Below are 25,360 nucleotides of genomic sequence, written 5' to 3'. Positions count from 1 at the left end.
CCGATTGTTGTCGTCAACATGGATCTCAAACGGAGCCCCCAGGATTGTTTTTCGGATGGGGGAGTCATCCCACAAGGCAAGGGCGCGTCTGAATTTCGCCCACTGCCGACGTGCTCGGTCGTTTCGCGCGAGTCACTGTCCCGTGCTCAGTCTGAGTTGCTGCGAGTCTGGTACGCCCATGCTGAGGAGCCAGCCCCATGAGCATGCGCCGCGCAGAATCGTTTGTGGCCACCCACGGCCGGGCCATCCTGGAGCAGACCGGGGCCGGGCTGGTCATGGCCGGGACCAAAACCACCAACGGCCGCAACACTGGCGAACCTGCCGTGGTGGTGGCCGTGGCCAGCAAACGTCCCCTGGCAGATATTCCCCCGGCGCAGCGTGTCCCGCCGGTCATGGACGGGCTGCGTACCGACGTTATCCAGCGCTGGCGGCCGCATGCCCGGCCGCGCATCGGCAAGTTCTGTCTGTCTGAATGGCCACTCGGATGCGACCGTCCCGTTGAACGGCACCGCCCGCTGATTGGCGGCGTGTCCATGTTCCATGACCGCTGGCCCTGGGCAGCCGATGCCGTGGGCACCCTGGGGGCCATCGTCCGCGATGCCTCCCCGAATGGTGGCGGCCGGCTGGTGGGCCTGACCAACAATCACTGCCTGGGCATGGCCTACAACCCGGCCTATGGCGTGCCGTGGTTCGGGGAAAACGACGATGCGCGCGTGGTGGTGCACCAGCCTGCCGTGCCCGACACGGGCCACCCGGAACGCGACCGAATCGGCACGTCCCTGCGCCGCGTGCCCCTCAACTTTCATACCGCTACCCGGTTGGACCATCCCGAAGGCGTGCCGCTGTACACCGGCGATCCGTGGCCCTTCACCGATGCATATGTCACCTACCCGGCCGCGCCATCCAACACCGTGGACGGCGGCATTATCGCCATTGATCCAGGCATCACCGCCGCGTGGGGCATGCTGTCCATCACCGATGGGCCGCTGCCCTTTGCCGCAAAGTCCGAAGTCGTTCTCGGCATGACCGTCTACAAGGCCGGCCGCACCACCGGCCGCGTGCCGCCGTCCCTGGGCACCATCATCAGCCTGAGCGCCGCGGCAGACGTGGACTATGGCGACACCTATCGCCGCCTGCCTGGCTGGGAGCAGTACAAGCTGTGGGACCCCTTTGAAGAGGCGCTCGGGGCCATCTTCACCGGGCAGATGGTGTTCTCGTCTGCCTACGAAGGCGACGTCACCAACCTGCCCGGCGATTCCGGCAGCGTGGTGCTTGGGCTCATCGATGGACAGTTTAAAATCATTGGCCTGTTTTTCGCCGGGTCTGGTGTGGAGTTCGGGACGTTCACGCCCATCTGGACCGTGGCCCAGGCCCTGCAGATCGAGGCCTACGACGACGTGACCGCGCACCCCGCGCCATCCACCAGCGGCAACCAATGGTTTTTCGGCGTGGATTGCGAGCCGGCGGCCTCCCCGTCTGCCGCCATCGTCGAGGCGGTGCCAGATGCCGGCGCGCCCGTTGCGCCCGTGTATCCGGCGGCCGGGACGTTGACCTTGCCCGTCCGGCACCGGCCCGATTCCATGCAGGTCGTGCCTGATTTTTCCGAGCTGACCCACGGCGCGGGCGTCATCCGTCTGGGGAAGAAGGGGTATCACAACTATTGGGGTTGCTTCGTGTTCGAGGGCGCGGCCATTCCCCTGGGCACCACCGTCACATCAGCCGTTTTGGAACTGACCATTTCCCCGGACGTGCTGCACGACCGCCGGTTGTTCAACCCTGCCGGGAGCACGGTGCAACTGACGTTGCGGGCCGGCATGCAGCGCGATGCGTTCCGCCCCCGTGACTACACGGAATGGAACACCTACCGCCGCACGGATGCGTCTGTTGGCTGGACCATCGCCGCGGACACGCCGGCCCCTGGGGACGTGCTGACCTCTCCGGACCTGTCCGCCGTGCTGCAGGAGGTCCTGAGCCGCGAAGATTGGGTCCCCGGCGGCGGGCTCATGATTCGGATCACGGATGAAACGTCCGGTTGGGCATCGCTGCTGGTCTGCGGTCTTGGGCCTGATGCTGACCCGGCCCACGCCCCGCGCCTGCGCGTGGAATGGGAATGAGAAGAGGCAGAGGAAGATTTCTTTCAGGGGGGCACTGCCCCCCTGGACCCCCGTATAGGGGGTCTGGGGGACGGTAGTCCCCCAGAAAACTCTTTTCCCCCTGGAGTATTCCATGGAAACAGGCACCCGGATTCGCAGCGCCGTCAGCGGCGGCGACGTCATCGCCACCCGCACGGCGGTACAGCCCACGGCCACGGGCGATGCCCGCGTGGTGCAGTTGGTAGACTTTGCCTCGCGGCAGTTGGCGGACTGGCAGCGCGTGTTGCGCAGCGCCGTGGAAGCGGCGGATGCGGCGGCCCTCGATGCCGTCAGTCTGGCGCAGGTGGAGGCCGGCACCGCCACGGCCTGGTTTGACGATTCGCTCATCTTCGTGGGCGATTGTGACCGGCTGGTGGTGACGGCCACCCACAGCGCCGCCGATGGCGTGGCCGTGGTGACGCCCGTGATCCTCCACTATGACGGCCTGGAATGGGTCACGCCGGTGGGGCTGCTGGAGTCCAAAGCCTGCGATGCCACCACCCTGCGGGATGCCAGCGGCAAATATCTGGCCCCGCTCCTGGCATGGGACACCTGCGGCGCGCATGCCCTGGCGCTGCACGTGACCAGCATTGGCGGTACAGGCAATGCCCTCACCCTTGCCGGCGGCGCGCTGGCTGAAGTGGAGGCCTAAGCAGAGAACGGCTTTTTCAGGGGGGCAGTGCCCCCCTGGCCCCCCGGATAGGGGGTCTGGGGGACGGTAGTCCCCCAGGAAGAAATCCTTTTCCCTTGGAGCAAATGTGCAGCAGCGCATTGAATTGGCGCATCCGTGGGACGCCGGGCAAACAGAACAGCCGCAGGGCGCGGTGTTCCCGTGGTGCCTGCCGGGCGAGGCGGAGTGCAGCGGGGTGGCCGGGTTCTACGCCGGGTTCCACCTGTGGTGGTGCTTCCGCGGGCTGGCGGTGCCGCAGGGCGCGGAACTGACCAGCGCCACGGTGCAGGGCCTGGGAGCCGTGGGCACCGGACGACTGCGGGCGCACGTCCCGGCGGATGGGTTGGCCGATGCAGACCCGCCCGGCAGCATGAGCGCCCTGGCCACGGTGCTGGATGCGCTGGGCACGGCAGCGGTGGCCGTGGCCGCCATGACGCAGGACCAGCGGGACGCCGTGGCCGCGTTCTGGGAGTCCCTTGGCGGGCTGGTCCATGATCCCGAGACGCCGGAGGGCATGGCGGAAATCATGAGTGAAGTGGCCCTGCGGCACGAAAACTACACGGCCCACCTCGATACGGGCAGCTTTCTTGACCCGGCCACTGATGACATGCTGCAAGCCTTCGGGCCATGGGCCACGGATTGGCCGTACAATTGGGCCGGCTGGACACCGGCGGGCGGCTGGGATTTTGACGTGCCGGACCTGGACGCAGGCGACCCGCTCCCGGACGTGGCCGCCCTGGTACAAGAGCTGGTGGACGCGCCGGACTGGCGGCCCGGCAACGCCGTGTTGCTGGTGATGAGCCCAGCGGAGGGCGCGGCAACTGACGCCATGGTGCGCGCGAATCGTGTAGACGGGCAGGCCGTGGCCCTGGACCTGGAATGGACGGAAGCAGGGGGTGGCGCATGAGCCTGATGGACATGCAGTGGCGGCAGTGCCTGGACCCGTATCCCGAGGGGGACGGCCAGACGTACTTTCCGGTGCGGGATGAAGCCACGGTGCGCGTGGTTATCCCTGGCGCGCGCATCCGGCGCAGCGGCAACGTGGTCCGCCTGGGCTTGCTGCCCATTCCGCGGGGGCTGGTCAATGCCGCATCGGCCTACGGGTACATTGTGGGCCGGGTGGTCGTCGGGCACCAGTCCGAGGCCGTGGACGCAGAGCCGTGGGACTTCGACGGCAACCAGGTGGCCTTGACCTTCGGGGGCGATCCCTGCGCCGTGGTCCGGGCAGGTGACGCGCCCGTGTCTGACCCCGTGCCCTTCGAGCTGGTGGCCGGCCGTGACCTGGTGGTGAGCGTGATCCTCTCCGGCCACGGCGTCAGCTCCCAGTATTGGCCCTGCGTCGGCACCATTGAAGACACCGGGGCGCGCTTGTTCATGGCCGCCGGCCGGGCTGCATGCGAGGCCACGGCACCGCGGGAGGTGGTGGAATTCTTCAATGACCTGGGCAACGCCGCCTGCATCCCCTTCGTGGCTACCCTGGAGACGCCGGCAGACGCCACCCTGAATATGCTGCCCCTGGCCACGAACGCAGGGCCGGCAGTCTGGGACAGCATCGAGACGCCCCCGGCAGACGCGGTGTTGCGCTGGCGCATCCCGGCCGCGGCGCTGGCGCTGCCCCCTGGTGGAGTTTCACAAGTGCGGCTGGCGCTGCAACCAGGGAGCGAGGCGTGGGACGTGACCGCGGCACAGATCGGCCCGGCGGCGTCTTCCGGCTGGGACTTCGCGGGCGATTCCGCAACCGTCACCTTTTCCGGGCAGGCTGGCGTCACGGTTGCGCCGGGTGCCCTGGCCAGGTCTGACGCCGTGCCCCTGAACCTGCTGCCCAGCGCCGCACCAGATATACTCGTGTCCCTGACCGTCCCGGCGGGCGCGGTCCTGCCCAGGCATGCACGGGTATTGGCAGACGGCGGCACCGTGCTCCCCTGGACATACGCCATGAATGGCAGTCCGTTCATGCCCGGCGACGGCACGCCCTTCGCCCTGGCTGGGCTGGAGGGATCGGGCACGGCAGAGACGCCGCCGCATCCCGTCTATGAGGTGCTTGGCGGCAACGTCGGCTCCATCTACTACAACAACCCCATGCAGTTGCCGGCCGGGGCGCACGTGCGCATCCTGCTGCCGCGGCAGGCGGTGCCGGGCATCGTGTCCACCCCGCCGGCATCCGCCACACAGGCACGGGTGGTGCTCTTCTGGCACGACATGCCCTGGACCTCAGGGATCCCCGACGCCGCCGGCAATGTCCGGTGCTGGACACTGGCCGGCCTGCGCCTGGGCTTTGCGGCCCATGGCCCGGACCTGCCCCTGTACCAGTTCGAGGCCGCGCCCGTGGCTATCCCGTTCCCGGGCCGGGGCTACCCGTTGGCCGTGGATGGCCCGCTTGTCTCGGACTGGTTCGACCTGCCCAGGGCCTGGACGCCGGCTGATCGGTTCTTGCTGTCCCTGGAGCTGGCGCAGCCCCTGGACGTCTGGCAGTTGGCCGGCGGCTGGCAGGCGGTGTGGAGCATCTGGACCGGGACGGCGGGCAGTACGCTGGCACCACCGGCCGGGGGTACGCCCGCGCCGCAGTGGCCCAACACCACCCCCTTGCCCTTCATGCGCGTCGGGCAACAGCCCTTCGTGCGGATGGTGGAGGTGCGATAATGAATAATTCCCCTGGAGGGCATCATGCGTGAGCAATTCTTGATGGGATCGGCGGATCGGCCGGTGTACCGGGGCGATGGGCGGCGGTGGGCCATCGAGGTGCAGGCGGGTTCCCCGGCCGTGCCGGTGGACCTGACCGGCGCGCGGCTGGTGTTCACCGTGGCGGCCGGGCCGGTGGCGGCTGGCAGTACACCCCTGCTGCAGGTGCAGGTGACGGAACACGAAGACGCCACGGCCGGGAAAACCGTGGTGGCGCTGACGTCGGAGCAGACGGCGGCGCTGCCCGTGGGCACCTGGGGCTGTGAGCTGCGGGCGGTCTGGGAGCACGGCACCGGCCCGCGGGTGTGGGCCATGGGCCGGCTGGTGGTGGCCGATGCGCTGTCGGGGGTGGAGGTATGAGCGACTGCATTATTCTGGTGACAGACCCCGCGCCCGTGGCCGTGCAGGTGGTGGAGGACGAGATCAACCTGCGCTTGGGGGATGTCGTGCAGGTGGGCGACGTGGGATCGGGTGGCGTGCTTGGCCCTGAAGGCCCGGCAGGCCCGGCAGGCCCGGCTGGTCCGCAAGGTCCACAGGGTCCGCAAGGCGAGCAGGGACCGTCAGGACTGCAAGGCGAAACCGGCCAACAAGGACCACAAGGACCACAAGGACCACAAGGCCCGGCCGGTGCTGTTGGTCCGGCTGGTCCCGTTGGTCCGGCTGGTGCTGATGGTCAGGACGGTCAGGACGGGTCTGCCGGGGCGGCAGGAGCTCCGGGACCACAGGGTCCGCAGGGCGAGATGGGGCCACAGGGGCCACAAGGACCGAAGGGTGACACGGGCGACACTGGCCCGCAAGGAGTCCAAGGCCCGGCCGGTGCTGTTGGTCCGGCTGGTCCGCAGGGTCAGCAGGGGCCGCAAGGTGAACCAGGCACGCCCGGCCCATCGGATCACGGCGCGCTCTCCGGCCTTTCCGATGACGACCACCCCCACTACCTGACCCAGGCGCGCGGCGATGCCCGATTCAGCCAGCTCGGCCACACCCACGATGCAAGCGCCCTCGCCGCCGGGACGCTGCCAGATGGGCGGCTGGCAGCAAATATCCCGCGCATGCTCACGGCGAATACGACCGTGAATTTCACGCTGGGCATGACCTCCACTGAAATGCAGACGCTCATCAATGCCCAGCCCAAAAACCTGAATGGATACGTGCTAACATTCCAGATTGCAGACGGTGAACATACTCTGACCGCAGGGCTACGGTTCAACGGGTTCTCAAACGGCATTTTGGTGATCCAGGGCAATGCAACAGATTACAGCCTGGGGCAAACAAAGTCAGCCTCGCTGACATTTACAGACAGCGCGACTCTTTCTGATGGCTCGTGCATCAATTGCAATACAAGTTTAATGGTGATCTTGTATTATTTGCACGTGCGTGCGCTGAAGGCGGCAAAGATTTTTAACGTCATCCGCGCACTGTCTGCGCAAATTTCTGGGTGCTCTGTTGAGTGCTACGACACGTCAGCCGCATCGCTGGGGGTGGACTTGACGTACGTTGCAGCAGGGCAGGTGTCAAATACGTACTACAAGTCAGGCAATTATGGGCTCCGTGTTGTGAATGGAGGGCCGATACAATCAAGCAACGGCGCATCCGACGCGACCACCAGACCAAACTACGGGATATACTCATCTGGTGGGATCATCCTCAAGAGCGGCACACAGCCTGCCGGGGCCATCGGCGATGGCACGTTAGTGACTAATGGAGGACAAATCCTGTGATTGCTATCATCAATCTCATCACAGAAACTGTTGTTGACCTGCTCCCAGATGGCAGTATTGTCGGCGAGCATCCAGATTTTGCGTCTGTGGACTGCCAAGCCGAGACGCTGGAAGATGCCCAGGCACAGGCGGCCGGACTCGTCGCGCAGCACCAGGCCGCTGCCGACCGCGCCCTGTGCCTGGCCGACCTGACCGACCTGGCGATGCTGACCATCGATCCACTGCGTGCGGTGGTCCTCGGCACGGCAACGCAGATCGACCGGGACCGGCTGGAGAGCCTGGAGGCCGTGGCTAAAGCAGTCAGGAAGGAGATGTACCATTTTGTCGCGTCGTGACGTGGGGGCGCGACAAAATGGTAGGATTTTGCGATGGGGATTTCGCGTCGATCTGAAAAAAGCTTTTGTTGCAATATGTTGCGAATATGGCATGCATTTGGCTATGCATGCTTCAGCGCTGCGTGAACGATTCTCCTCCACACACTCCTTGGTTGTCAGGTGTTTCCCGTCGGTCGCAGCCATCGCGGCCGGCGGGGAGCCCTGAGCTCACGGCCCGCAGCACCCTGCACCACGCGTTCTGTCTCAGGAGGTGCGCCATGTACGTCACGGTTGCCCTGATTTTTCTTGCCCTCAGCCTGCTGGCGCATTGGCGCATGGGGCTGGCGACCCACCCACGGCCGTGGGAGGCCGAGCTTGGCCCGGGCATGGTGCCGGTTGTCGCGGCGCCTCCTGGTGAGCCAAGGTGCTGATGCGGATCTTTTTTCTCTTTTCATGCGGCGGCTCCCCGCGCGCGCACCACGGGCGGTCAAATCCGTGCTAGTCTCCTGCACAACACACCATTGCGGGAGGCACCCATGTGGCCGTTGTTCTCAAGTTTCGCAGAATCGTTGACCCTTGCCGGCTGGCGGCGGGGCCTGGAACGTCGTCGCGTCTGGGCCATGGTGGAAGATCTATTCCGCACCGGGCCGCAGGAATTGCGTCTGGCCAGGGGCTGGACAGTGCGTCTGGCCCTGGCCTGCCAAGTGGCCAGCGAGCGCGTGGCCGCCGTTACGGCCGGGCTGGGGGCCGTGCATGTGTTCGCGCGCAGCCAATGGCAGACGGACGCGGCGGTGAATGCCGTCTTCGCCACCCCAGACGCCATGGACGCGTTTCTGCGATCGCCCGAGGCCGGCCTGTGCCGGTTTTTCGAAACCCAGCCAGTCAGGGAAGTCTTCTTTGCCCTCACGGCCTCCCCGGATCGCCGCGCTGGCTTTGGCGCGCGCATGCATGGCGAGGTGCTGCTCAGGGACGAGCGCATCGAAACCCTCACCTTTCGGGAGCATCGGCTGCTGGAATTGCATGGCGATCCGGAGTCCACCCGGTCCGGGCTGTGTCGCGCCGGGTTGCGCTACCTCGTCTCGTCGGCGCTGCATCACGTGATCCAGGAAAAGATGCATCGCAAGGACCTGGCAGAGACGCGCGCCGTGCTGGCGACCAAACACAAGGCGTTGTCCTTACAGCTCAAGGCCATGCATGGACTCATGGGCGAGACGAAGGAAAGCCGGGCCACGCTGGAGGAGCTGGGCAGGCTCGTGGCCGAACTGGATCACGACCTGGAACAGGCGGACGTCACCCTCGGCCATCCCGAGGACATGCTGCGGGAAGTGGATGGATTTTTGCGCGTGCCGCGTCGGTTCCTGGGGGTGCGACAGGTGCAGGTGCGTGTGACCAGGGATGGCGAGGTGCTGCCCCCCGAGACTGCCGTTGCTTCCTCGACTGCCGAGGTGGCCGGGATTGGGGATGAAGGCTGGCGGCTGGAATTTACGGAATTCGACCCCACCGATGGCCGCCCGCCCCGGGCGGTGTTGCTGGGTGCGGCGCTGCGGGAAGATGTGATGGGGAGGGCCTGAGTTTCCGGGGGCACTGCATTTGCGGCAAGCCCCCTTTGGTTCCGTGGTGGCATCCGCGACGCGCTTGCGCGTCGCGGATGCCACCACGGAACAGGGGTCCAGGGGGATTATCCCCCTGGTTTCCATCTCTTATATGTCTTCCTACGCCGTCGGTGCGTCCTGGTCGCGCAGGCCCAGGAGGTAGAGGATGGAGTCCAGGCCCAGGGTGCTGATGGCCTGGCGGGCGCCTTCCTTGACCTTGGGTTTGGCGTGGAAGGCGATGCCCAGGCCGGCCAGGTTGAGCATGGGCAGGTCGTTGGCGCCGTCGCCCACGGCCACCACCTGCTGCAGGCTGATCTTTTCCTGCGCGGCGATGGTCTTGAGCAGAAACGCCTTGCGCTCGGCGTCCACAATCTCGCCCACCACCTCGCCGGTGAGCTGGCCGTCCCTGATTTCCAGCTCGTTGGCGAACACGTAATCCACTCCGAGCATTTCCTTGAGATGATTGCCGAAGTAGGTGAAGCCGCCGGAGATGATGGCGATGGTGTAGCCCAGGGACTTGAGGGTGGCGATGAGCCGTTCCGCGCCTTCATTCAGGGGGATGCGTGCTGCCACTTCGGGCAGGCAGGCCTCGGGCAGGCCTTTGAGCAGGGAAAGCCGTTTGCGCAGGGAGGCCTTGAAGTCCAGCTCGCCGCGCATGGCAGCGGCGGTGATGGCGGCCACCTCTTCGGCCTTGCCGGCTTCGCGGGCCAGCTCGTCGATGAGTTCTCCGGCCACCAGGGTGGAATCCATATCAAAGGCCACCAGCCGGCGGTTGCGGCGGAAGGCGTTGTCTTCCTGAAAGGCGATGTCCACGCCCAGACCGCCGGCCACGGCCAGAAATTCCCGCTTGAGGGCGGCAGGATCCGCCGGCGCACCGCTGACCTTGAGTTCCACGCAGGCCCGGGCCGGCTGGTTGGCGGCTGCGTGAAGGCTGGCAGGGTGGGACAGGCGGGTGACGACCTCGATGTTGAGCCCGTGTCGGGTGAGGATCTCTGCCAGGGCCTGCACCTGGGCGGCCACGATGCGCCGGCCCAGGAGCGTGACGATGTGCCGGCGGCGGCCCTGGGTGTCGGCCCATTGGGCGTAATGCTCCTTGCTGATGGGAGTCAGCTTGCAGCTTACGCCCAGCTCGTGGGTCTTGAAGAGGATGTCCTTGAGCACGGGCGCATGCTCGGCCTCGGGCGGGATGCGGATGAGCATGCCGAGGTTCAGGGAGTCGTAGATCACGGATTGGCCCACGTCCAGAATCTCCACGTCGTTCTGGGCCATGGCCTCGCACAGCCCGGCCAGCAGGCCGGGCCGGTCTTCGCCGGAAATGCGGATGAGGACGATGTCTTGCACGGGCGTCTGCTTTTTTGAGGAAAGAGGCGTGATTACGCAGCGTCCTGCGCGGCCTGGGCCTTCTTTTTGTTCACCGGCGGGGTGTTGGCGGCGGCGAATTCGGTCAGGTCGTCCAGGATTTCCTGCACCGCGGCGGCCGGCACGTCTTCCGCCACCAAGAGCAGGGGCAGTTCCTGGCGGAAGTGCGCGGCCCAGGGCTTGTGGCACAATTCTTCCCATACGCCCCAGCTGCCATAGCTGATGACGCCGCCCTGGGTCATGAGGGAAAGGGCGAAGGCGTCGCACGTGGCGGGGTCTGGCAGTTCCATGGGGGAATCGTCGTACAGGGGGCGGGTCTGGACGGAGAGGAGGAACCAGTCGCCGATGCGGATGTCGTCATAGCGACGGGCGACAGGGTCGTCTGAATCAAGCGTGACAAGCAAGGTGCGGAAATCGGCAGCCATGGGCGTCTCCTGGGTGGTGATGTCGGGCTGGTGATACCGGGATCGCGGGCGGCGGTCAAATGCGTGGCCGGCAGAATCGTGCGATCCTGCCGGCCGTTGCCGTCGAATAAGGAAGGCGTGGGGCATGCCCCGGGGGTGTCAGGCTAGCTGGGATGGCAGGCAGAGCCCTTGCAGCCGGTGAGCTTCTTCTTGAGTTCCTTGTCGTCGCCAGCCTTGTCCTTGTGACAGGAGATGCAGGTGGGCTTGGCGCCGCCCTTGGCGTCGTGAACCACTTTGTACCAGGAGTTCACGGACTTGTCGGCCTTGTCCAGAATGTTGTGGCAGCCGTCGGTGGTGCAGCCGGCATACTGCTTGTCGCCGGGCTGGTGGTGGCAGTCATCGCACTTCACGTCTTTGTGCGTGGAGTGGTTGAAGACCACGGTGAGGTTCTTTTCGCCGCCAGCGATGAAGTCAATCTTGGCGCCGTCGGCAGGGACGTCCACGGCATGCAGGGAGGGCAGGGCCACCGTGCACGCAAGGCAGGCGGCGGCCAGGGAGGCCAGCACAGTCCGTTTCATGGGTCTCGACTCCTTCTGTATATGGTGCTGCAACAAGGGTCGGCAGCAGATGATCTGCCGTCCGGCCCGGGGGTTTTCTGGTGCGTGCAGGCGCGCAGGCCGGCACGGAGCACTGCAATCGGCCGGGAGCATTGCGCAAACCAATTGTCGCAACCGGGAGCCTGCTGTGAAAAAACTGTTCTACTACCTAGCACGCCGGCCGGCCATGCTGTCAAGGCCGCATGTTGGAAAAATACCCTTCAGTTGGCGGGGGCCACCCTGAATCAGGGCCAGACAGGCAGGATGGCCTGGGCCAGCACGCCGGGGCCGTCTTCCACATTGTGCAGGGAAAACTCGCCCCCGTGCGCTTCCACAATGGCCCGGCTGATGGAAAGCCCCAGCCCGGTGCCCTGCTCCTTGGGTTTGGTGGTGAAGAACGGCAGTGTCACCTTGGGGAGTAATTCCGCGGGAATGCCCGTGCCTGTATCCTCCACTTGCAGGGCCACGCGGCGGTCCTCGCGCAGGGTGGCGCGCACGGTGCAGCGCAGCTCGGCGCCCGGGGTGCGGCGCTGGCGTTCCGTGAGGGCGTGCAGGGCATTGGAGAGCAGGTTCAGGAGCACCTGTTGCAATTCCCGGGGTCTGCCGCGCACCACGGGCAGTCCCGGCGACAGCTCCACATCCACCAGCACGCCGGACCGCTCCAGGCGATAGCGGGTCAGGGAGAGGCTGTCTTCGATGAGTTCCGCCAGGTTGACGGGGGCAAAGGCCTCTTCATCCACCCTGGAATAGGCAAGCAGGCTGCGCACGATGCCGGCCACGCGCTCGGCCTGGCGGATGATGCTTGCCAGCATGGGACGGGCAGGGTCGGCGGCATCGTCCAGCAGCAGTTGGGCGTAATTGATGATGCCATTGATCGGATTGTTGATTTCATGCGCCACTCCGGCGGCCAGCTCGCCGATGCTGGCCAGTTGTCCGGCTCGCACGGTTTCCGCCTCCAGCCGTTTGCGATCCGTGATGTCTGTGGCGATGGAGCAGACGGCCCAGATGCGGCCACGTTCGTTGCGCATGGGGAAGGCGGTGGTCATCAGGGTGGCGAAGCCGTCGCCCCTGGGGATGGTTTCTTCCACAGTGCGGGGCGTGCCCGAGGCCTGCACGGCGTCGTGCGTCTTGCGGATGGCGGCGGCCACTTCCGGCGGGAACAGGCTTTCCAGTCGCGGGTCGGGCAGGTCTTCGGGGGACGGGGAGGCCGGCAGGCCATACAGCTCCGAAAATCGCGCGTTGCACAGATGCACCCGATGGTGGACATCCACCAGAAAAATGGCCGTCGGGGAATTGTCCAGCACGCCCTGCAACTGGCAGTTGCTCTCGCGCAGGGCGGCCTCGGTCCCCTGGCGGATGGCGACCTCCTGGGTCAACTGGCTGTTGAGATCCTCCAGCTCCTGCGTGCGCGCCAGCACGCGCTGTTCCAGGGTCTCGTTGCTGCGGCGCAGGGCGTCTTCCACCTGGCGGCGCTGCACAATTTCCTCCTGCAGGCGGGTGACGGTCTCTTCCAGGGATTGCGCCATGGTGTTGAGTCCGCGTTGCAGAGCGCCCAATTGATCGTTTTTCAGGGGGCCTTCCACCCTGGTGCCCAGTTCTCCGGCCTCCAGCCGGCGCAGGGCCTGGGCCGTGGCGTAAATGGGCAAAAACAGCTGCCTGTGGAAGATGATCAGCAGCAGGCCCGAGGTAATGAAGACACCAAGGGCGCTGCCGTACAGGAACAGCAGCCGCAGCTGGCGCTTTTCCGTCTGGCCGTTGATGATGCGGACCTTGAAGAACGCATACAGGAACGGGGTGTGGTCCATGGCTGCGTACAACGGCGCAAGGCAATAGACCCGGCGCTCCTCGCCTTGTCCCACGGCGTGGATGGTCACGCCCTGGCGGGCTTCCTGGAGCCAGGCCGGGTCCACACCGGGCAACTCCTGAAAATGCTGGCCGCTGTAGCTGGCGGGCATGGCGTTGAAGATGTAGCCGTCCGGCCCCAGCACCATGGCCATGACGGGCTCCTCTCCCAGCAGGGGACCCAGGTAGGCGGGATTGGTCAGGCTTTCGTGACTCAGCAGGCCGCGGCCCATGAGCGCGCTGACGCTGCTGACGCGCTGCAGGAATGCGTCGTCCTGGCTGCGGCCCAGGTAATCGTGCTGCCAGTGGGCCACCAGGGCAAAAATGAGCAGCTCCACCAGGAGCACGGTAACGCCGAGTCTTGCGCCCAGGCCGCGGTGCAGCGGGATGCGCTTCGGCGCAGGCGGCACGGACGAGGGCAAGGGCGACACCGTTGCAATTCCCCAGGGTTGACGAAAATGCCGGCAGTGCGCGGCGGGCGCAGCCATGCGCCAGGGCGTGTGGAACGTCTGTGCATGATAGTAGGAAGATTGTCCAAGATCTGTCAAACCCCGGCGCCTGCCAGCTTCCGCCGCCCCCCGGCATCATCGCAAGGACGGCGTCCCAGGACGCCGGGGGAGGGCGGCGCAGGGTTATTGCGGTCCCACGGGACGGTAATTGATGCTGGCCCGGGCGTTCTGCTCGGCCCAGGCGGTTTCGGGGATGTCCGTATAATAGATTTGGTTGGCCCGCATGCCGGAGCTGTCGATGAAGTCCGCCAGGGCCTGGGCCTCCGGGATTTGCCGGCGTGCCCAGGGACCGACGACGAACATGAAGGCGGCAATGGCCAGGAGACAGCCGCAGAGCTTGAGCCAGCCAAGCAGCCCGCCGCGGGAGGGTGTCTGTTCCATGACCGCTTCTTCCTTTGTGTCAGAGGGTGTCTGGAGTTGATGGGAGAGGGGGGGCGGGGAAAGACCCTTTCTGCAGAAAGAATCTTCCCCCGAGGGCTGTTCTCAACAACAAACGCCCTAAATGCTGGCGGTGATTTCCGGGAACACCAGATAGAACATCACCCAGGCCATGAGCAGCGTCAGGCACAGGTTGAAGGTCTGCCCACAGACGTACAGGATCACTGGCTTGCCGCCCTTGAAGTAGTGACCCAGCTCGCGGAAGTTCGTGGCCAGACCGATGGAGACAAAGGCCAGGCAGAATGCCCAGCCGCGCACCTTGCTGGTGAAGCTGCGCAGCACGCCGTGGTCGATGGTGGCGTTGGCCACATCATGGCCCAGGGCGGAGAAGATCAGCGAGAAGATCACGGACGCAGAGATAAAGCCCAGCACGAACTTGGGAAAACGGTGCCAGATTTCCCAGAGGCTCACACGCTGGCCGGCCACGCAGTCTACCCTGGTGCACCAGTACACGGCCACGCCGAAGGCCGTGACGCCGATGAGCACGTTCTGGATCATCTTGATGGTGGCGGCAGTGTACAGGGCCTGTTCAGACAGGAACGCCCCGGCCGCAGCCACGGCGCCGGTGGAGTCGATGGTGCCGCCCATCCAGGCCCCGCCCAGAATGTACGGCATGCCCGTGGCCTTGATGATCATGGGCATGACCACCATCATGATGGCTGTGAACACCAGCGAGATGCCCACGGAAAGCGTCAGCTCTTCCTTCTTGGCCCGGCAGGCGGAGGCCGTGGCAATGGCCGCGGACACGCCGCACACGCTCATGTCTGCGGAAATGACGATGTTGAGCGTCTTGGAGGGCATCTTCACCACTTTCTGGCCGAAGATGTACGTGGCCACCAGGACAATGGGCGTGACCACCCAGGCCACAAAAATGCCGGGAATGCCGATGGCCACGATCTTGTTGAAGAGCACTTCCGCACCCAGCAGCACCAGACCGGTCTTGATGTAGTACTCCGTCTGCACTGCCGGCATCACCCACTTGGGAGTGCCCACGGTGTTGGAGATGATCAGCCCCATGAGCACAGCCCAGGCGGCGAATTCGATGCCGTAATGCTTCACCGTGGCCTGACCGGCCAGCAGGTAGGCAAAGGCGGCGACGACGAAGATGAAGACAAAGCCCGGCAGGAATTTGGGCGGGCTCACCCCCATGAAGGCCATGCCAATGGCGAAGAAGATGCCCAGGGCAATGCACAGCCCGATAAGGTTGGGAATACGGTTGTACGCCTTGGCCGTAGTCTTGCTCTTGGCGCTGGAGGCCACCTTCTGGGCCTTGCGCCAGTTGTCGATGCTGACCTTGGCCGCGTTGTTGAGGGAGGCATTCTTGAACTGCGCAGCGGCAGCAGCCTCCTGGGCGGTCTTGGCTGCGGTCAGCATTTCTGCTTCCTTGGCCTTGGCTTCCTCGAATACAGGCATGGCCTTGGCATTCTTGGCATCCGCCACGTCCTTGGACTGCACCAGGCTGTCCAGGGGGTTCGTGGTCCAGCCGGCAGGGGTGGCCAGGAAGGACGAAATGGATTTGGCAAAGGAGAGATCGGACGACTTGACCTTGCCCTTGGCATCGTTGGCCTGGTGCCATTCAATGGTCTTGAACGGCGCGCGCTGGGCCTCCGCAGCCATGACGGCGTTGTTCTTGTCGAACGCCTCCTGCATGTTCTCCGGCGTGGTGCTCCGGAACAGGATCAACCCTGCGGCCAGCAGGGAGAATGCGAGCCAGATGGCCCAATAGTCTTCCTTTTTCCACAGATCGGACAAGCTGGATTTGCCCTTGTCGATGACAATATCGGCATCTGCGGCTGAACTGGGAGTGCGTGGTTGATTTTCGGCCATGTCGTTCCTCCAATGCAGATAGGGATATGGGGGGTGTTTATAGTTGCATACGCAACAGGGTGGCGGGCGTAAAAATCGCCAACGCTCGTTGCACGAAAGCAAAAAACCGCAGGATATTCAATGAAAAAAATGTTAGGTGATAAAGATAAATACCCAAATAGTATGGAGGGTATTTCAGGGGCGTGCGCACCGGGCGCGCAGCAACCAAGCACGGGTGTGCACCTTCGGCGTTTGGATGAGGGTGCACGACGTGCGGGTGCTGGCTACTTTCGCGCGATATACCGATGCGTCACGGCCAGAAGCTCTTCGTCGTCGTAGCGGTTTCCGAGAAGGCGGCGGATGTCGGGCGTCAAATGGGAGGCATCGTCGAGGTCCAGCCGATTGACCACGAGCTGCATGGGCAGGGCGGCGCACACGTGCAGATACTCCCGGGCAGGGCGCATATTGAAGAATGCGGGGTTGAGCATGTATTCCACGTGGTGCCGGATATGCTCTCGCTCGTGCGGCATTTCGTCCGGACAGGTTTCCAGGTACCACTGGATTATTTCTTCCTTGGACAGGCACAAGTGAATCCAGGGAAAATTCTGGAAAAGATTGGCTTTGTGGTGGCCATACCGCGAATGCCACAGCGGGGCGGCCACGGAAAAGAGCACGCCTCCGGGCGTGGTGACACGACACATCTCCTGAAATGCCGCGGCGATGTTCGGCACATGCTCCATGGTGGCAAAGCTGTAGACAAGATCGAACATATCATCTGGAAAACAGGACATGCATTCTGCACTGATGCGATGATACTGCACCGCCGGATGCTGGAAGTCCTGTCCAATGGATTCCACCACGTCCAGGCCGTGCACTTCGCGCGCACCTGCTTCGACAAAATACGTGCAATCGTGTCCGGTGTTGCATCCAACCACCAGCACGTTCTTACGGCGGACTGGCTGGATCGACAGTGCTTCGCGTGCGGCAAGGGCATTGTAGTAGTGCCCGTTGGTCTGGCTGGGCGCAGGGCGGCCCAGCAGGCGCTGCAGGACGGCAGAGAGCGTGTGGCGAAGCCGCATGGGTGCCTCGGGCCGCCGGCGTGCCTGGCGGCAGGGTGAATAATTGTAGGATACTGTAAGATAAGGTTAAGATGCCACTCCTTGTATCATATCCCTGCAATCTGGCAAGGGCGGGACAGGGCAACCTGCCGGGTTGTGTGAAGATGTGATAGGAGCCTGGGCTCACCAGAAAAAGTCTTTTGGAAAGAGGGTGCGAGGGAGGAACCTTCCTTCAGAAAGGTTCTTCCCCCAGACCTCCCCTCCCCAAAAACTTCTGTTATAATTACAAAATATGATCAGATTTTTGGAAGGGGAGAGCGCGAGAGGGGAGAACCTTTTGTAAAAAGGCTTCCCCTCTCGCAAAATCATTTCTCAAAACTAAAATGCTCTAGAACGGCCCGTCGTCGGGGTGCTCCAGCGTCACTGTCAGCCGGGTGCCGCCCCGCAGCACGGGGAGCATGGCCGGCGGTGGCTCCAGCACTTCCAACCGGCCGGGGATGGCCTGGGGGAGGAAGCGATCCGCCACTTTGCGACCGTCGCTGCGCAGGGCCAGCACGCCGGTGCAAGGTTTTTCGAAATCCACGTAGAACTTGGGGGATTGCTCACCTTTTTCAAACACATGACGCTGCGGCCACACGTATTTGAGGGGCGGGGAGATGTGCACCGGCACGCCGGGGGCCTGATCCAATGCGCCGGCGATGTCCTGGGCAATGAGCGTGGCGGCTGTTTCCCCCTGTTTGGAGCAGACCCAGGAGCTTTTGGCCAGGCCCAGCAGGTTGCCGCAGGCGTACACCGGGGTGGGGGACTCGTCTTCATAGACGCGATGAAACTGATCCGTGGCCGGGCCGCAGGAGCCGGCGTCCACGTCCAGAAACCCACCGGCCAGATACGGAGCCTCGGGTTTGAAGCGGCCGGTCAGCAGCACGCCGTCACAGACCTGCAGGGTGCGCCGGCCTTGGTGCTCCAGCACCACGGCTTCCACCTTCTGCCGGCCGATAATGCGTTCCACCCGCGTATCCGGCTGGAAGGTCATGCCGTATTTTTTGCACAGGCCCTTGAGGACCATGGCCGGCGCGGCCGGTCCGGGCCATTCGTCCACCAGGATGGGCGGTTCCATGCCGGCCTTGTGCATGGTGACGATGGACGCCAGGGACACCCACTCCGACCCCAGCATCACCGGCCGGGAAAAGGGCAGCACCTTGGTCAGGGCCATGTGCCGGAGCAGCGCCCCAGAGGTCATGACGCCCAACGGGCGCGAGCCGGCCAGTTTTCTGGAAAACCGGGAGGACTCCCAGGCGCCGCTGGCCAGCAGGACCCGCCGGGCCTTGACGGTGAAGGACCCTTGCGGTCCCACGGCCTGGATGACGGCGTGGTCCGTCCCGTCCCGCGTAATGGAGAGGGCCTGCACCCCGCCCAGAATCTCCGTGCGCTTGGCGCCGGCCAGCATCTTCTTGGCGTAGGTCGGGCCCTGCATGGGCCGCTTGTACTCGCGCCAGCCGAAGGAATAATTGTCGATGTGCTGGGGCGCGCCGCCGGGCTCCACTTCCTTTTCCAGGACCACCACTTCCAGCTCGGCCACGCGGGAGAGCTGGGCCGCGGCCGCCAGGCCCGAGACGCCGCCGCCGATGATGGCGACATCGAATTCATACCGCGAAGGCTTGGACGGAAAACGGATGCGTTTTTTTTTCGCCATGATCTCCGTCCTTTATGCCTTCTTGCGCGGGGTTTTTTCCAGCGATGCATAGGGCGGCTTGACCCGCAGGGGCGGCTTGGCCAGGCCGGCCAGCATGGTGGTGACATGGGCGCAGCCGTCTCCCTGGCACAGGCCCATGCCGGCCCGGGTGCGGCGCTTGAGACCGTGCAGATCTCCCGGGGGCAGGGGCGAGGCGAAGGTGGCCTCGATTTCGGCCTGGGTCACGCGTTCGCAGTGGCAGACGATGTCGCCGGGGGTGCGCTGCTGCCAGGGCCGGTGCAGGTGTTCGGCCAGCATGGGCACCACGGGCCATTGCGGATTGGCCACGGGTCTGGCGGGTTTGAAGTGTTCGGCAACGGCCTCGGCGGCCATGGCGGCCACACCCAACGCCCCGGCCAGGCCCAGGGTGGCAATGCCGGCGATGGTGATCCAGCCGGCATCCGTGTCCACCTCGAACAGCAGTTCCTCGCTCAGATTGGCCGGCCGCACCCGGGCGTAGCCGGCCAGCACCTCTTCGCCGGCCAGGGCCGGCAACCGGGCCGCGGCCAGGCGCTCCAGGCGGGTCAGCTGCTTGGCGGCCGTTTCTGCGTTGCCGCGATCCTTCACCGTGGTGGTGTACGGGCCGGCCATGACATTGCCGAAGATGGACGGGAATACGGCCACGTCGCCGAAACCCGGGAACGGCAGCACGATGTGCTTGAGCAGCCGGGCGGCGTTCTTGGCGAAGCAAAGATATTGTTCCTTGCGCGGAGTCTGGTGGAATGCGCCAGACTGGCGCAAGGCTTCCACCACGTCGGCCTGCATGCCGGCGCAGTTGACCACCACGCGGCCGCGCACCGTGCCGCGGCTGGTGTGCAGCACCCATACGCCGTCCTCGCGCTGGCCGTCCTTCACTGCGGTCAGGAAGCGGAAGTCCGCCCCGTGCAGGGAGGCCTGCCAGGCCAGGGCCAGGGGGGTGGACCAGGGATCGACGACGGCTTCATCCTCCACCAGCAGTGCCCCGAGAGCGCCCGGGGTCAGACCTGGCTCCAGGGCCTGCACGGCCGGTCCATCCACCAGGGAGGCGGTGGCCCCGGCGGCCAGCGCCTGTTCCAGCAGATTCGGCAGGCTGGCGGCCTGTTCCGGCGTGGCGGCCGGCACCAGGGCGCGGGTGGCCAGCAGCGGCAGCTGGAAGCGGTCCTTGATGGCGGCGAACACGGCGCGCCCCTTGCGCACGCAGGCCAGGGACCGGCCCTGAAGGGGCAGATCGAAGCCGCTGCGCAGGATGCCGGGATCGCCCTTGCTGGCGCCGGCGGCCAGGATGTCCGCCCCGGCCTCCACCACGCAGACGTCCGCGCCGGCCAGGGTCAGGGCCTGGGCCACGGCGCAACCGGCCGCGCCGGCGCCAATGACCACGGCGTCATGGATGACGGGTTTTTTCATGAGAATGCAATGGCCTTGCAGGAGTGAGGTGCATTATGGGAAATGCCATTGCTTGCCGCAGCGGCGGCGGTCTTGTCAAGGGACCGCCTCCCGGCAGCGGTGGCGCATCTTGAATCTTCCCCCTGATCCATGTACTGCTACCGTGCAGCCCGAACAACCCGGGCTACCGGACTTCCTTGCTTAACCTTCCTGTTTCGGAGATCACACCCATGATTCCCGTCCCCAAAGGGTATTCCTTCGCGGCAGTGCCTGCCGGCTTCAAGAAGGACCGCAACGACCTTGCCGTGATCGTCTCCGACCGTCCTGCCGTGGCGGCCGGCGTGTTCACCACCAATAGATTTCAGGCCGCGCCCGTGCTGGTGGCCCGGGAGCGACTGGAACGGGCCGACGCCATGCGCGCCGTGGTCATCAATGCCGGCCAGGCCAACGCCTGCACTGGCGAAGCCGGTTTGGCGGATTGTCTGGAAAGCTGCCGCCTGCTGGCCGAAGCCCTGGGCCTGGAGGAAGGCGAGATCCTGCCAGCTTCCACGGGCGTCATCGGCGTGCGCATGCCCATGGACAAATGGGCCACGGCCATGCCCCTGGTGCAGGCGAATCTCGGCCAGGCCGCGGCCACGGACTTTGCCCGCGCCATCATGACCACCGACGCCTTCCCCAAAATGGCCGCCGCCAGACTCACCAGCCCGGACGGCAAGGAGTGCGCCATCTTCGGCATGGCCAAGGGCGCAGGCATGATCTGCCCGAACATGGCCACCATGCTGGGCGTGGTGCTCACCGATGCCGAGGTGGCCCCCGAGCAGTGGCGCAGCGTGCTGCGCGCCGCCGTGGACGCCAGCTTCAACCGCGTCACCGTGGATGGCGACACCTCCACCAATGACTGCGTGTTCGCCCTGGCCAACGGCGCCAGCGGCGTGACCATCGGCGACGGCGAGCTGCAGGGCCTGGCCGAGGGCGTGGCCCAGGTGTGTCAGACCCTGGCCTACATGATCGTCCAGGATGCCGAGGGCGGCTCCAAGGTGGTCCGCATCCATGTCAGCGGCGCCAGATCCATGGGGGATGCCGAAATCGTGGCCCGGACCATCGGGCATTCGCCCCTGGTCAAGACGGCCATGTACGGTCGTGACCCCAACTGGGGCCGCATCGTTGCTGCCCTGGGCCGCAGCGGCGTGGACTTCAACCCCGGCGACGTCAACCTCAGTCTGTGCGGCATTCCCATCTTCGCCAAGGGCGCGCCCATCCCGCAGGATCACAAGGCCCTGCTGGCCCCGCACATGCGCCGTCAGGACATCCATATCCATCTGTCCATCGGGTCCGGCCCCGGCTCCTATGTGCTGCTGGCCTCGGACCTGACCCACGAATACGTGACCATCAACGCCGAGTACACGACGTAATCATGTCGGATTCTTCAGAGTATTCAGATTTTCAGGCCAACTTCGCCGGGCGGGACACCCTGACCCGCCTGGCGGATTTCCTGTTTGAATGCGGCATGCTGCGCAAAACCCCGCGCACGGGCTACCAGTTTCTGGGCTCGGGCGCGGAAAATGTGGCCGAGCACTCCTTCCGCACCTCGGTGGTAGGCTATGTGCTCGCCACCATGACCGAAGGCGCCAACCCCTCCCATACGGCCATGCTCTGTCTGTTTCACGATTTGCACGAGGCCCGCACCGGGGACTTCAATTACGTGAACCGCCGCTACAACAGCTCCCAGCGCACGGCCGCCCTGGGCGATACCCTGGCCGGCACAGGCTTGGCGCCGCTGCTGCTGCCCCTGTGGCACGAGCTGGAAGCCGTGCAGACCCTGGAAGCCCAGCTGGCCCAGGATGCCGATCAGATCGACCTCATCCTTAATCTCAAGGAACAGCAGGACCTGGGCAACCCCTATGCCAAGGCCTGGCTGGATTGCGCCCTGGAACGCCTGCGCACCCCGGCGGGCAGGGAGCTGGCCGTACGCATTAGCCAGACGGATCATACCGACTGGTGGTTCAAGGGACCGGATCAGAGCTGGTGGGAGCGCAAGAACGGCAAGGCGTGACGATAGCGCATTGTATTCTTGAGGAAGATCTTTGCGAGAGGGGAAACCTTGTTGCAACAGGCTTTCCCCAGGGCGTTCTTTCCAAACACAACAGACCCTCGGGCGTTACTGCGGCCGGTCTGTCACGGTCATGCCGCACAGGGGCGAGTCGCAGGGCAGGGGCAGCCGCACCAGAAAGGTGGAGCCCTTGCCGGGTTCCGATTCCGCCCAGATGCGGCCGCCGTAGTGCTCCACAATCTGCCGGCAGATGGTCAGGCCCAGGCCGGACCCGCGCATGGAGGAGGGGAGCAGGGCGGCCTCTTCCGTCTGATAGAATTTATTGAAGATGTGCGGCAGGGAGGCCTTGGGGATGCCCACGCCGGAGTCCTGCACCCGGATGAGCAGACTGGCCGGGGATTCAGTCCTGGCATGTACCCGGATCACCCCTTGCTGCGTGAACTTCACGGCATTGGAGAGCAGGTTCACCAGCACCTGGGCCATGCGGTCGCCATCGGCCACGATGTTGGGCAGGTTGTGCGGCAGCTCCACTTCCAGTGTGAGATTGGGCCGGGAGGCAAGCTGCGGAGAAAGCGTTTCCACGGCATTCTGAATGAGTTCGTGCACATCCAGGGGCTGATCCCGCCATTCCATGCTGCCGGATTCAATCTTGTTCAAATCCAGCAGATCGTTTACCAGCCGGGCCAGCCGGGCGCCCTCGGTTTCGATGATGGCCAGATTATCCAGGATTCGCTTGGCCTTGGCCTGCACCTGGGGGTTGCCCTCCACCAGGGGTAGCAGGTGGCGGTTCAGGTCGCGCTGGATGAGTTTGACGAAGCCGAGCACCGAGGTCAGGGGCGTGCGCAGCTCGTGCGATGCGGACGAAAGAAACAGGGACTTGAGCTGATCCATTTCCTGCAGCCGGGCGTTGGCCAGCCGCAGTTCCGCGGTGCGGGCCTCCACCTGGCGCTCCATGTCGTCCCTGGCGCTGCGCAGGGCTTCTTCCGCGGCCACGCGCTGGGTGATGTCCCGGATGGATTCAATGGCCCCGATGAGTGCCCCGGTCTCATCGCGCAGGGGCGAGGCGATGCCGTGCACATGCGCGCCACGACCTTCGGACAGATGCGGGACGAACACATCCGCAATGTATGCCTCCCCGCGGCGCTCCAGTGCCCTGTAGCGCGTCGGCGCCTCGGGATGCTCCTCGAAAAACAGGTCAATGAGCAGGGATTTCGGCTCGCGATAAAAGGCCAAGGCGTAGTCGGCATTGCTTTTGCCCAGCATTTCCGCCTTGCTGCGGCCGGTCATCTCCTCCATGGCCTTGTTCCAGAACACAATGCGCCGGCTGGCATCCACCACAAAGGTGGCGTCCGGTAGGAATTCAATAATATCTTGTAGCTGTCTGTTGAGCTTACGCAGGGAGGCATCCGTCTCCATGCGCTCGGTCACGTCCTCCACCGCCCCTTCGTAGCAGACTTCGCCGGTGGCGGGGTCCATGGAAATCCTGGCAATGATTTTGACCCAAATCCGCCGTCCGTCCGCGCGGTGCACCTGGGTGATGAGGGGGCCGGGATCGCGCCCGGCCCGGAAGCTGGTCTTCCAGACCTCCAGGCGTTCGGAAGGGATGAGGATCTGATTGACGGGCACCGCCTGCAGGCTCTCCAGGTCCGGATAGCCCAGCATGTTCAGCAGGGTCGGGTTGGTCACGGTGAGTTTGTTTTCGAAGGACCACCGGAAAATGCCCACCGGAAGCCCGTGGAGAAAGCGGGCCAGATTCTCCTGACTCAATTTGCTGCGCTCCCAGAGCAGGGCGACGGTAATGCCGATGCAGTGAAACAGGATAAACTTGTAGATAAATTTATATGTATAATTAGGTATGCCGGCTGAGGTTTCGCCCACCAGGGGAGCGCCGGCCACCAGTCCAGCGGCCAGGGCAATGCCGAGACCGCCCAGGCGGCCCCAGGTGGTGGCTGCCAGCAGGATGGGGAGAATGAGGGAATACGTGAAGATTTCCTGCCACAGCGCGCCGATGGGTTCCACCTTGATGCAGTACAGCACCAGCAGCAGCCAGCCCAGGATAATCGCGGCCCTGAAAGGGGGGGCCCCCGGCGAGGCGCGAAAAATCGCAAGCAGTTTCGCCAGGCTGGAGGGATGGGAAGGGCCGTGTGGCTGGTGCATGGACGCTCGGGCTCCGCGAGAAACATGGGGGTGCCTGGGGCGCTGCAGGCCGGAGGCAATCGGCCTGCTCACATACCGCACCATGCCACAACTTGCCGTATTAGCAAAGGGCGAAGATGGCCAAGGCCCCCCGCGAAAGCATGGAAGAAGTCAAGCACAACAAATTCACGTGGCTGTAACCAAAAGGATTGCTCGTGAACTATTTCACCTTGACACAAACGGAACGAGATGGGAAAGAAGAACGCGCAAGTACAGCGGGATGTCCTGCAATCACTAAACTTTCAGAGGTGGTAGAGGGATATGGAGGAGAAGCGCGCGCACAACGCTGACACCGGCGGCCAGTGCTCGGTCCTGGGCGGCTTTCTGCCCTTCGGACTAGGCTTGGTCTTGTCTCTGCTCGTAGGATGGTGGCTTTCCCCGAAGCTGCTATTCAGCGAACAGTCCCAACCAGTCGCCTTCAACCACAAGATCCACAAGGAAGAGGCAGGGATGACGTGCTCCGACTGCCACTACTTCCGGGCGGATGGCTCCTACAGTGGCATTCCTGAGACCAAGGAATGTGCCGACTGCCACGAGTATCCCGTGGGCAGTTCCACCAGGGAGCGCGAGTACGTGAACGAGTATGTGAAGAAGGGGCAGGAGCCGGATTGGAAGGTGTACCAGATGCAGCCTGACAACGTCTTCTTCAGCCATGCCGCCCACAGTCTGGAGAATTGCGGTCAGTGCCACACGGACTGGACCGAAAAAGAACTCTGCAGCACGAGCGGCTGTCACCCCGACATTGGCGATTCTGAAACTCCGCCCAAGTATTCGGCGAACCGCATCAGCGGGTACAGCGCAAACACCATGAAGATGTGGGCCTGCGAATACTGCCATGCCTTGCCGGATCATCGCGCCTACAACGCCAACAACAACGCATGCTTCACGTGCCATAAGTAAAGA

General features: G+C 64.5%; 22 protein-coding genes. 11 read left to right on the top strand and 11 right to left on the bottom strand.

Features of this window, described 5'->3' with window-relative positions; all coding sequences use genetic code 11:
• Positions 1-197: 197 nt before the first annotated feature.
• The 5 genes from DGI_RS00720 to DGI_RS00700 all read left to right on the top strand — a co-directional run bounded on the left by DGI_RS00720 (position 198) and on the right by DGI_RS00700 (position 5,841).
• Positions 198-2,114 carry a hypothetical protein gene (locus DGI_RS00720; RefSeq protein ID WP_021758681.1) on the top strand — a complete coding sequence of 639 codons (1,917 nt, stop codon included), beginning with the start codon at positions 198-200 and terminating at the stop codon, positions 2,112-2,114.
• A 112-nt stretch (positions 2,115-2,226) separates the two neighbouring features.
• The gene (locus DGI_RS00715; protein ID WP_021758679.1) at positions 2,227-2,784 is read left to right on the top strand and encodes a hypothetical protein; all 558 of its coding nucleotides are present in this window, start codon (positions 2,227-2,229) and stop codon (positions 2,782-2,784) included.
• A 106-nt stretch (positions 2,785-2,890) separates the two neighbouring features.
• On the top strand, positions 2,891-3,709 hold the full coding sequence (locus DGI_RS00710) for a hypothetical protein (protein WP_021758677.1): 819 nt from the start codon (positions 2,891-2,893) through the stop codon (positions 3,707-3,709).
• Positions 3,706-5,442, top strand: coding sequence for a hypothetical protein (locus DGI_RS00705; protein WP_021758675.1), 1,737 nt, complete (start codon positions 3,706-3,708; stop codon positions 5,440-5,442). The genes DGI_RS00710 and DGI_RS00705 overlap by 4 nt, the downstream gene beginning before the upstream one ends.
• Before the next feature lie 24 nt (positions 5,443-5,466).
• Positions 5,467-5,841, top strand: a complete 375-nt coding sequence (locus tag DGI_RS00700) for a hypothetical protein (protein WP_021758673.1) — start codon at positions 5,467-5,469, stop codon at positions 5,839-5,841.
• 200 nt (positions 5,842-6,041) lie between these two features.
• Here DGI_RS00700 and DGI_RS19120 read toward each other — a convergent pair whose 3' ends face one another.
• A complete protein-coding gene (locus DGI_RS19120) occupies positions 6,042-6,467 on the bottom strand; it encodes a hypothetical protein (protein ID WP_235619910.1) in 426 nt (141 codons plus the stop codon).
• Positions 6,468-6,551: 84 nt separating this feature from the next.
• Here DGI_RS19120 and DGI_RS19115 point away from each other — a divergent pair, with 84 nt between their 5' ends.
• From DGI_RS19115 to DGI_RS00685, 3 genes are all read left to right on the top strand, one after another.
• Positions 6,552-7,199 carry a hypothetical protein gene (locus DGI_RS19115; RefSeq protein WP_235619909.1) on the top strand — a complete coding sequence of 216 codons (648 nt, stop codon included), beginning with the start codon at positions 6,552-6,554 and terminating at the stop codon, positions 7,197-7,199.
• Complete coding sequence (locus DGI_RS18610; protein WP_021758667.1) at positions 7,196-7,534, top strand: hypothetical protein; 339 nt, start codon at positions 7,196-7,198, stop codon at positions 7,532-7,534. The genes DGI_RS19115 and DGI_RS18610 overlap by 4 nt, the downstream gene beginning before the upstream one ends.
• A 515-nt stretch (positions 7,535-8,049) precedes the next feature.
• A complete protein-coding gene (locus DGI_RS00685; RefSeq protein ID WP_027192890.1) occupies positions 8,050-9,084 on the top strand; it encodes a hypothetical protein in 1,035 nt (344 codons plus the stop codon).
• Between the two features lie 141 nt (positions 9,085-9,225).
• Here the strand turns inward: DGI_RS00685 and serB are convergent, their stop codons facing one another.
• The 9 genes from serB to DGI_RS00640 form a co-directional block, all read right to left on the bottom strand.
• Positions 9,226-10,446, bottom strand: a complete 1,221-nt coding sequence (gene serB / locus DGI_RS00680) for a phosphoserine phosphatase SerB (protein ID WP_021758663.1) — start codon at positions 10,444-10,446, stop codon at positions 9,226-9,228.
• Positions 10,447-10,478: 32 nt separating this feature from the next.
• Positions 10,479-10,889 (bottom strand): hypothetical protein, encoded by a 411-nt coding sequence (locus tag DGI_RS19105; RefSeq protein ID WP_021758661.1) that lies wholly within the window; start codon positions 10,887-10,889, stop codon positions 10,479-10,481.
• Positions 10,890-11,032: 143 nt separating this feature from the next.
• Positions 11,033-11,446, bottom strand: coding sequence for a cytochrome c3 family protein (locus DGI_RS00670; protein WP_021758659.1), 414 nt, complete (start codon positions 11,444-11,446; stop codon positions 11,033-11,035).
• A 263-nt stretch (positions 11,447-11,709) separates the two neighbouring features.
• A complete protein-coding gene (locus tag DGI_RS16710) occupies positions 11,710-13,728 on the bottom strand; it encodes a HAMP domain-containing histidine kinase (protein WP_051286301.1) in 2,019 nt (672 codons plus the stop codon).
• A 210-nt stretch (positions 13,729-13,938) separates the two neighbouring features.
• On the bottom strand, positions 13,939-14,196 hold the full coding sequence (locus DGI_RS00660) for a hypothetical protein (RefSeq protein WP_021758655.1): 258 nt from the start codon (positions 14,194-14,196) through the stop codon (positions 13,939-13,941).
• 117 nt (positions 14,197-14,313) lie between these two features.
• A complete protein-coding gene (locus tag DGI_RS00655) occupies positions 14,314-16,080 on the bottom strand; it encodes a YeiH family protein (RefSeq protein ID WP_021758653.1) in 1,767 nt (588 codons plus the stop codon).
• Positions 16,081-16,343: 263 nt separating this feature from the next.
• The gene (locus DGI_RS00650) at positions 16,344-17,138 is read right to left on the bottom strand and encodes a class I SAM-dependent methyltransferase (RefSeq protein ID WP_021758651.1); all 795 of its coding nucleotides are present in this window, start codon (positions 17,136-17,138) and stop codon (positions 16,344-16,346) included.
• Positions 17,139-17,505: 367 nt separating this feature from the next.
• A complete protein-coding gene (locus tag DGI_RS00645; protein ID WP_021758648.1) occupies positions 17,506-18,810 on the bottom strand; it encodes an FAD-dependent oxidoreductase in 1,305 nt (434 codons plus the stop codon).
• A gap of 12 nt (positions 18,811-18,822) precedes the next feature.
• Entirely contained in the window at positions 18,823-20,232 is a 1,410-nt protein-coding gene (locus DGI_RS00640; protein ID WP_021758647.1) for an NAD(P)/FAD-dependent oxidoreductase, read from the bottom strand.
• A 209-nt stretch (positions 20,233-20,441) separates the two neighbouring features.
• Between DGI_RS00640 and argJ the strand changes: the two genes are divergently transcribed.
• Complete coding sequence (gene argJ / locus DGI_RS00635) at positions 20,442-21,623, top strand: bifunctional glutamate N-acetyltransferase/amino-acid acetyltransferase ArgJ (protein ID WP_021758646.1); 1,182 nt, start codon at positions 20,442-20,444, stop codon at positions 21,621-21,623.
• Between the two features lie 2 nt (positions 21,624-21,625).
• The gene (locus tag DGI_RS00630) at positions 21,626-22,264 is read left to right on the top strand and encodes an HD domain-containing protein (protein ID WP_021758645.1); all 639 of its coding nucleotides are present in this window, start codon (positions 21,626-21,628) and stop codon (positions 22,262-22,264) included.
• Between the two features lie 105 nt (positions 22,265-22,369).
• Here DGI_RS00630 and DGI_RS00625 read toward each other — a convergent pair whose 3' ends face one another.
• Positions 22,370-24,418 (bottom strand): sensor histidine kinase, encoded by a 2,049-nt coding sequence (locus tag DGI_RS00625; RefSeq protein ID WP_021758644.1) that lies wholly within the window; start codon positions 24,416-24,418, stop codon positions 22,370-22,372.
• A gap of 300 nt (positions 24,419-24,718) precedes the next feature.
• On the opposite strand from DGI_RS00625, the gene qrcA reads away from it, so the two are divergent.
• Entirely contained in the window at positions 24,719-25,357 is a 639-nt protein-coding gene (gene qrcA, locus DGI_RS00620; protein WP_021758643.1) for a menaquinone reductase multiheme cytochrome c subunit QrcA, read from the top strand.
• Positions 25,358-25,360 lie beyond the last annotated feature (3 nt).

It is taken from the genome of Megalodesulfovibrio gigas DSM 1382 = ATCC 19364, from assembly GCF_000468495.1.
GTDB lineage: Bacteria > Desulfobacterota > Desulfovibrionia > Desulfovibrionales > Desulfovibrionaceae > Megalodesulfovibrio > Megalodesulfovibrio gigas.
The sequence above is the reverse complement of the archived record's forward strand: the minus strand, read 5'-3'. Positions and strand labels throughout refer to the sequence as shown.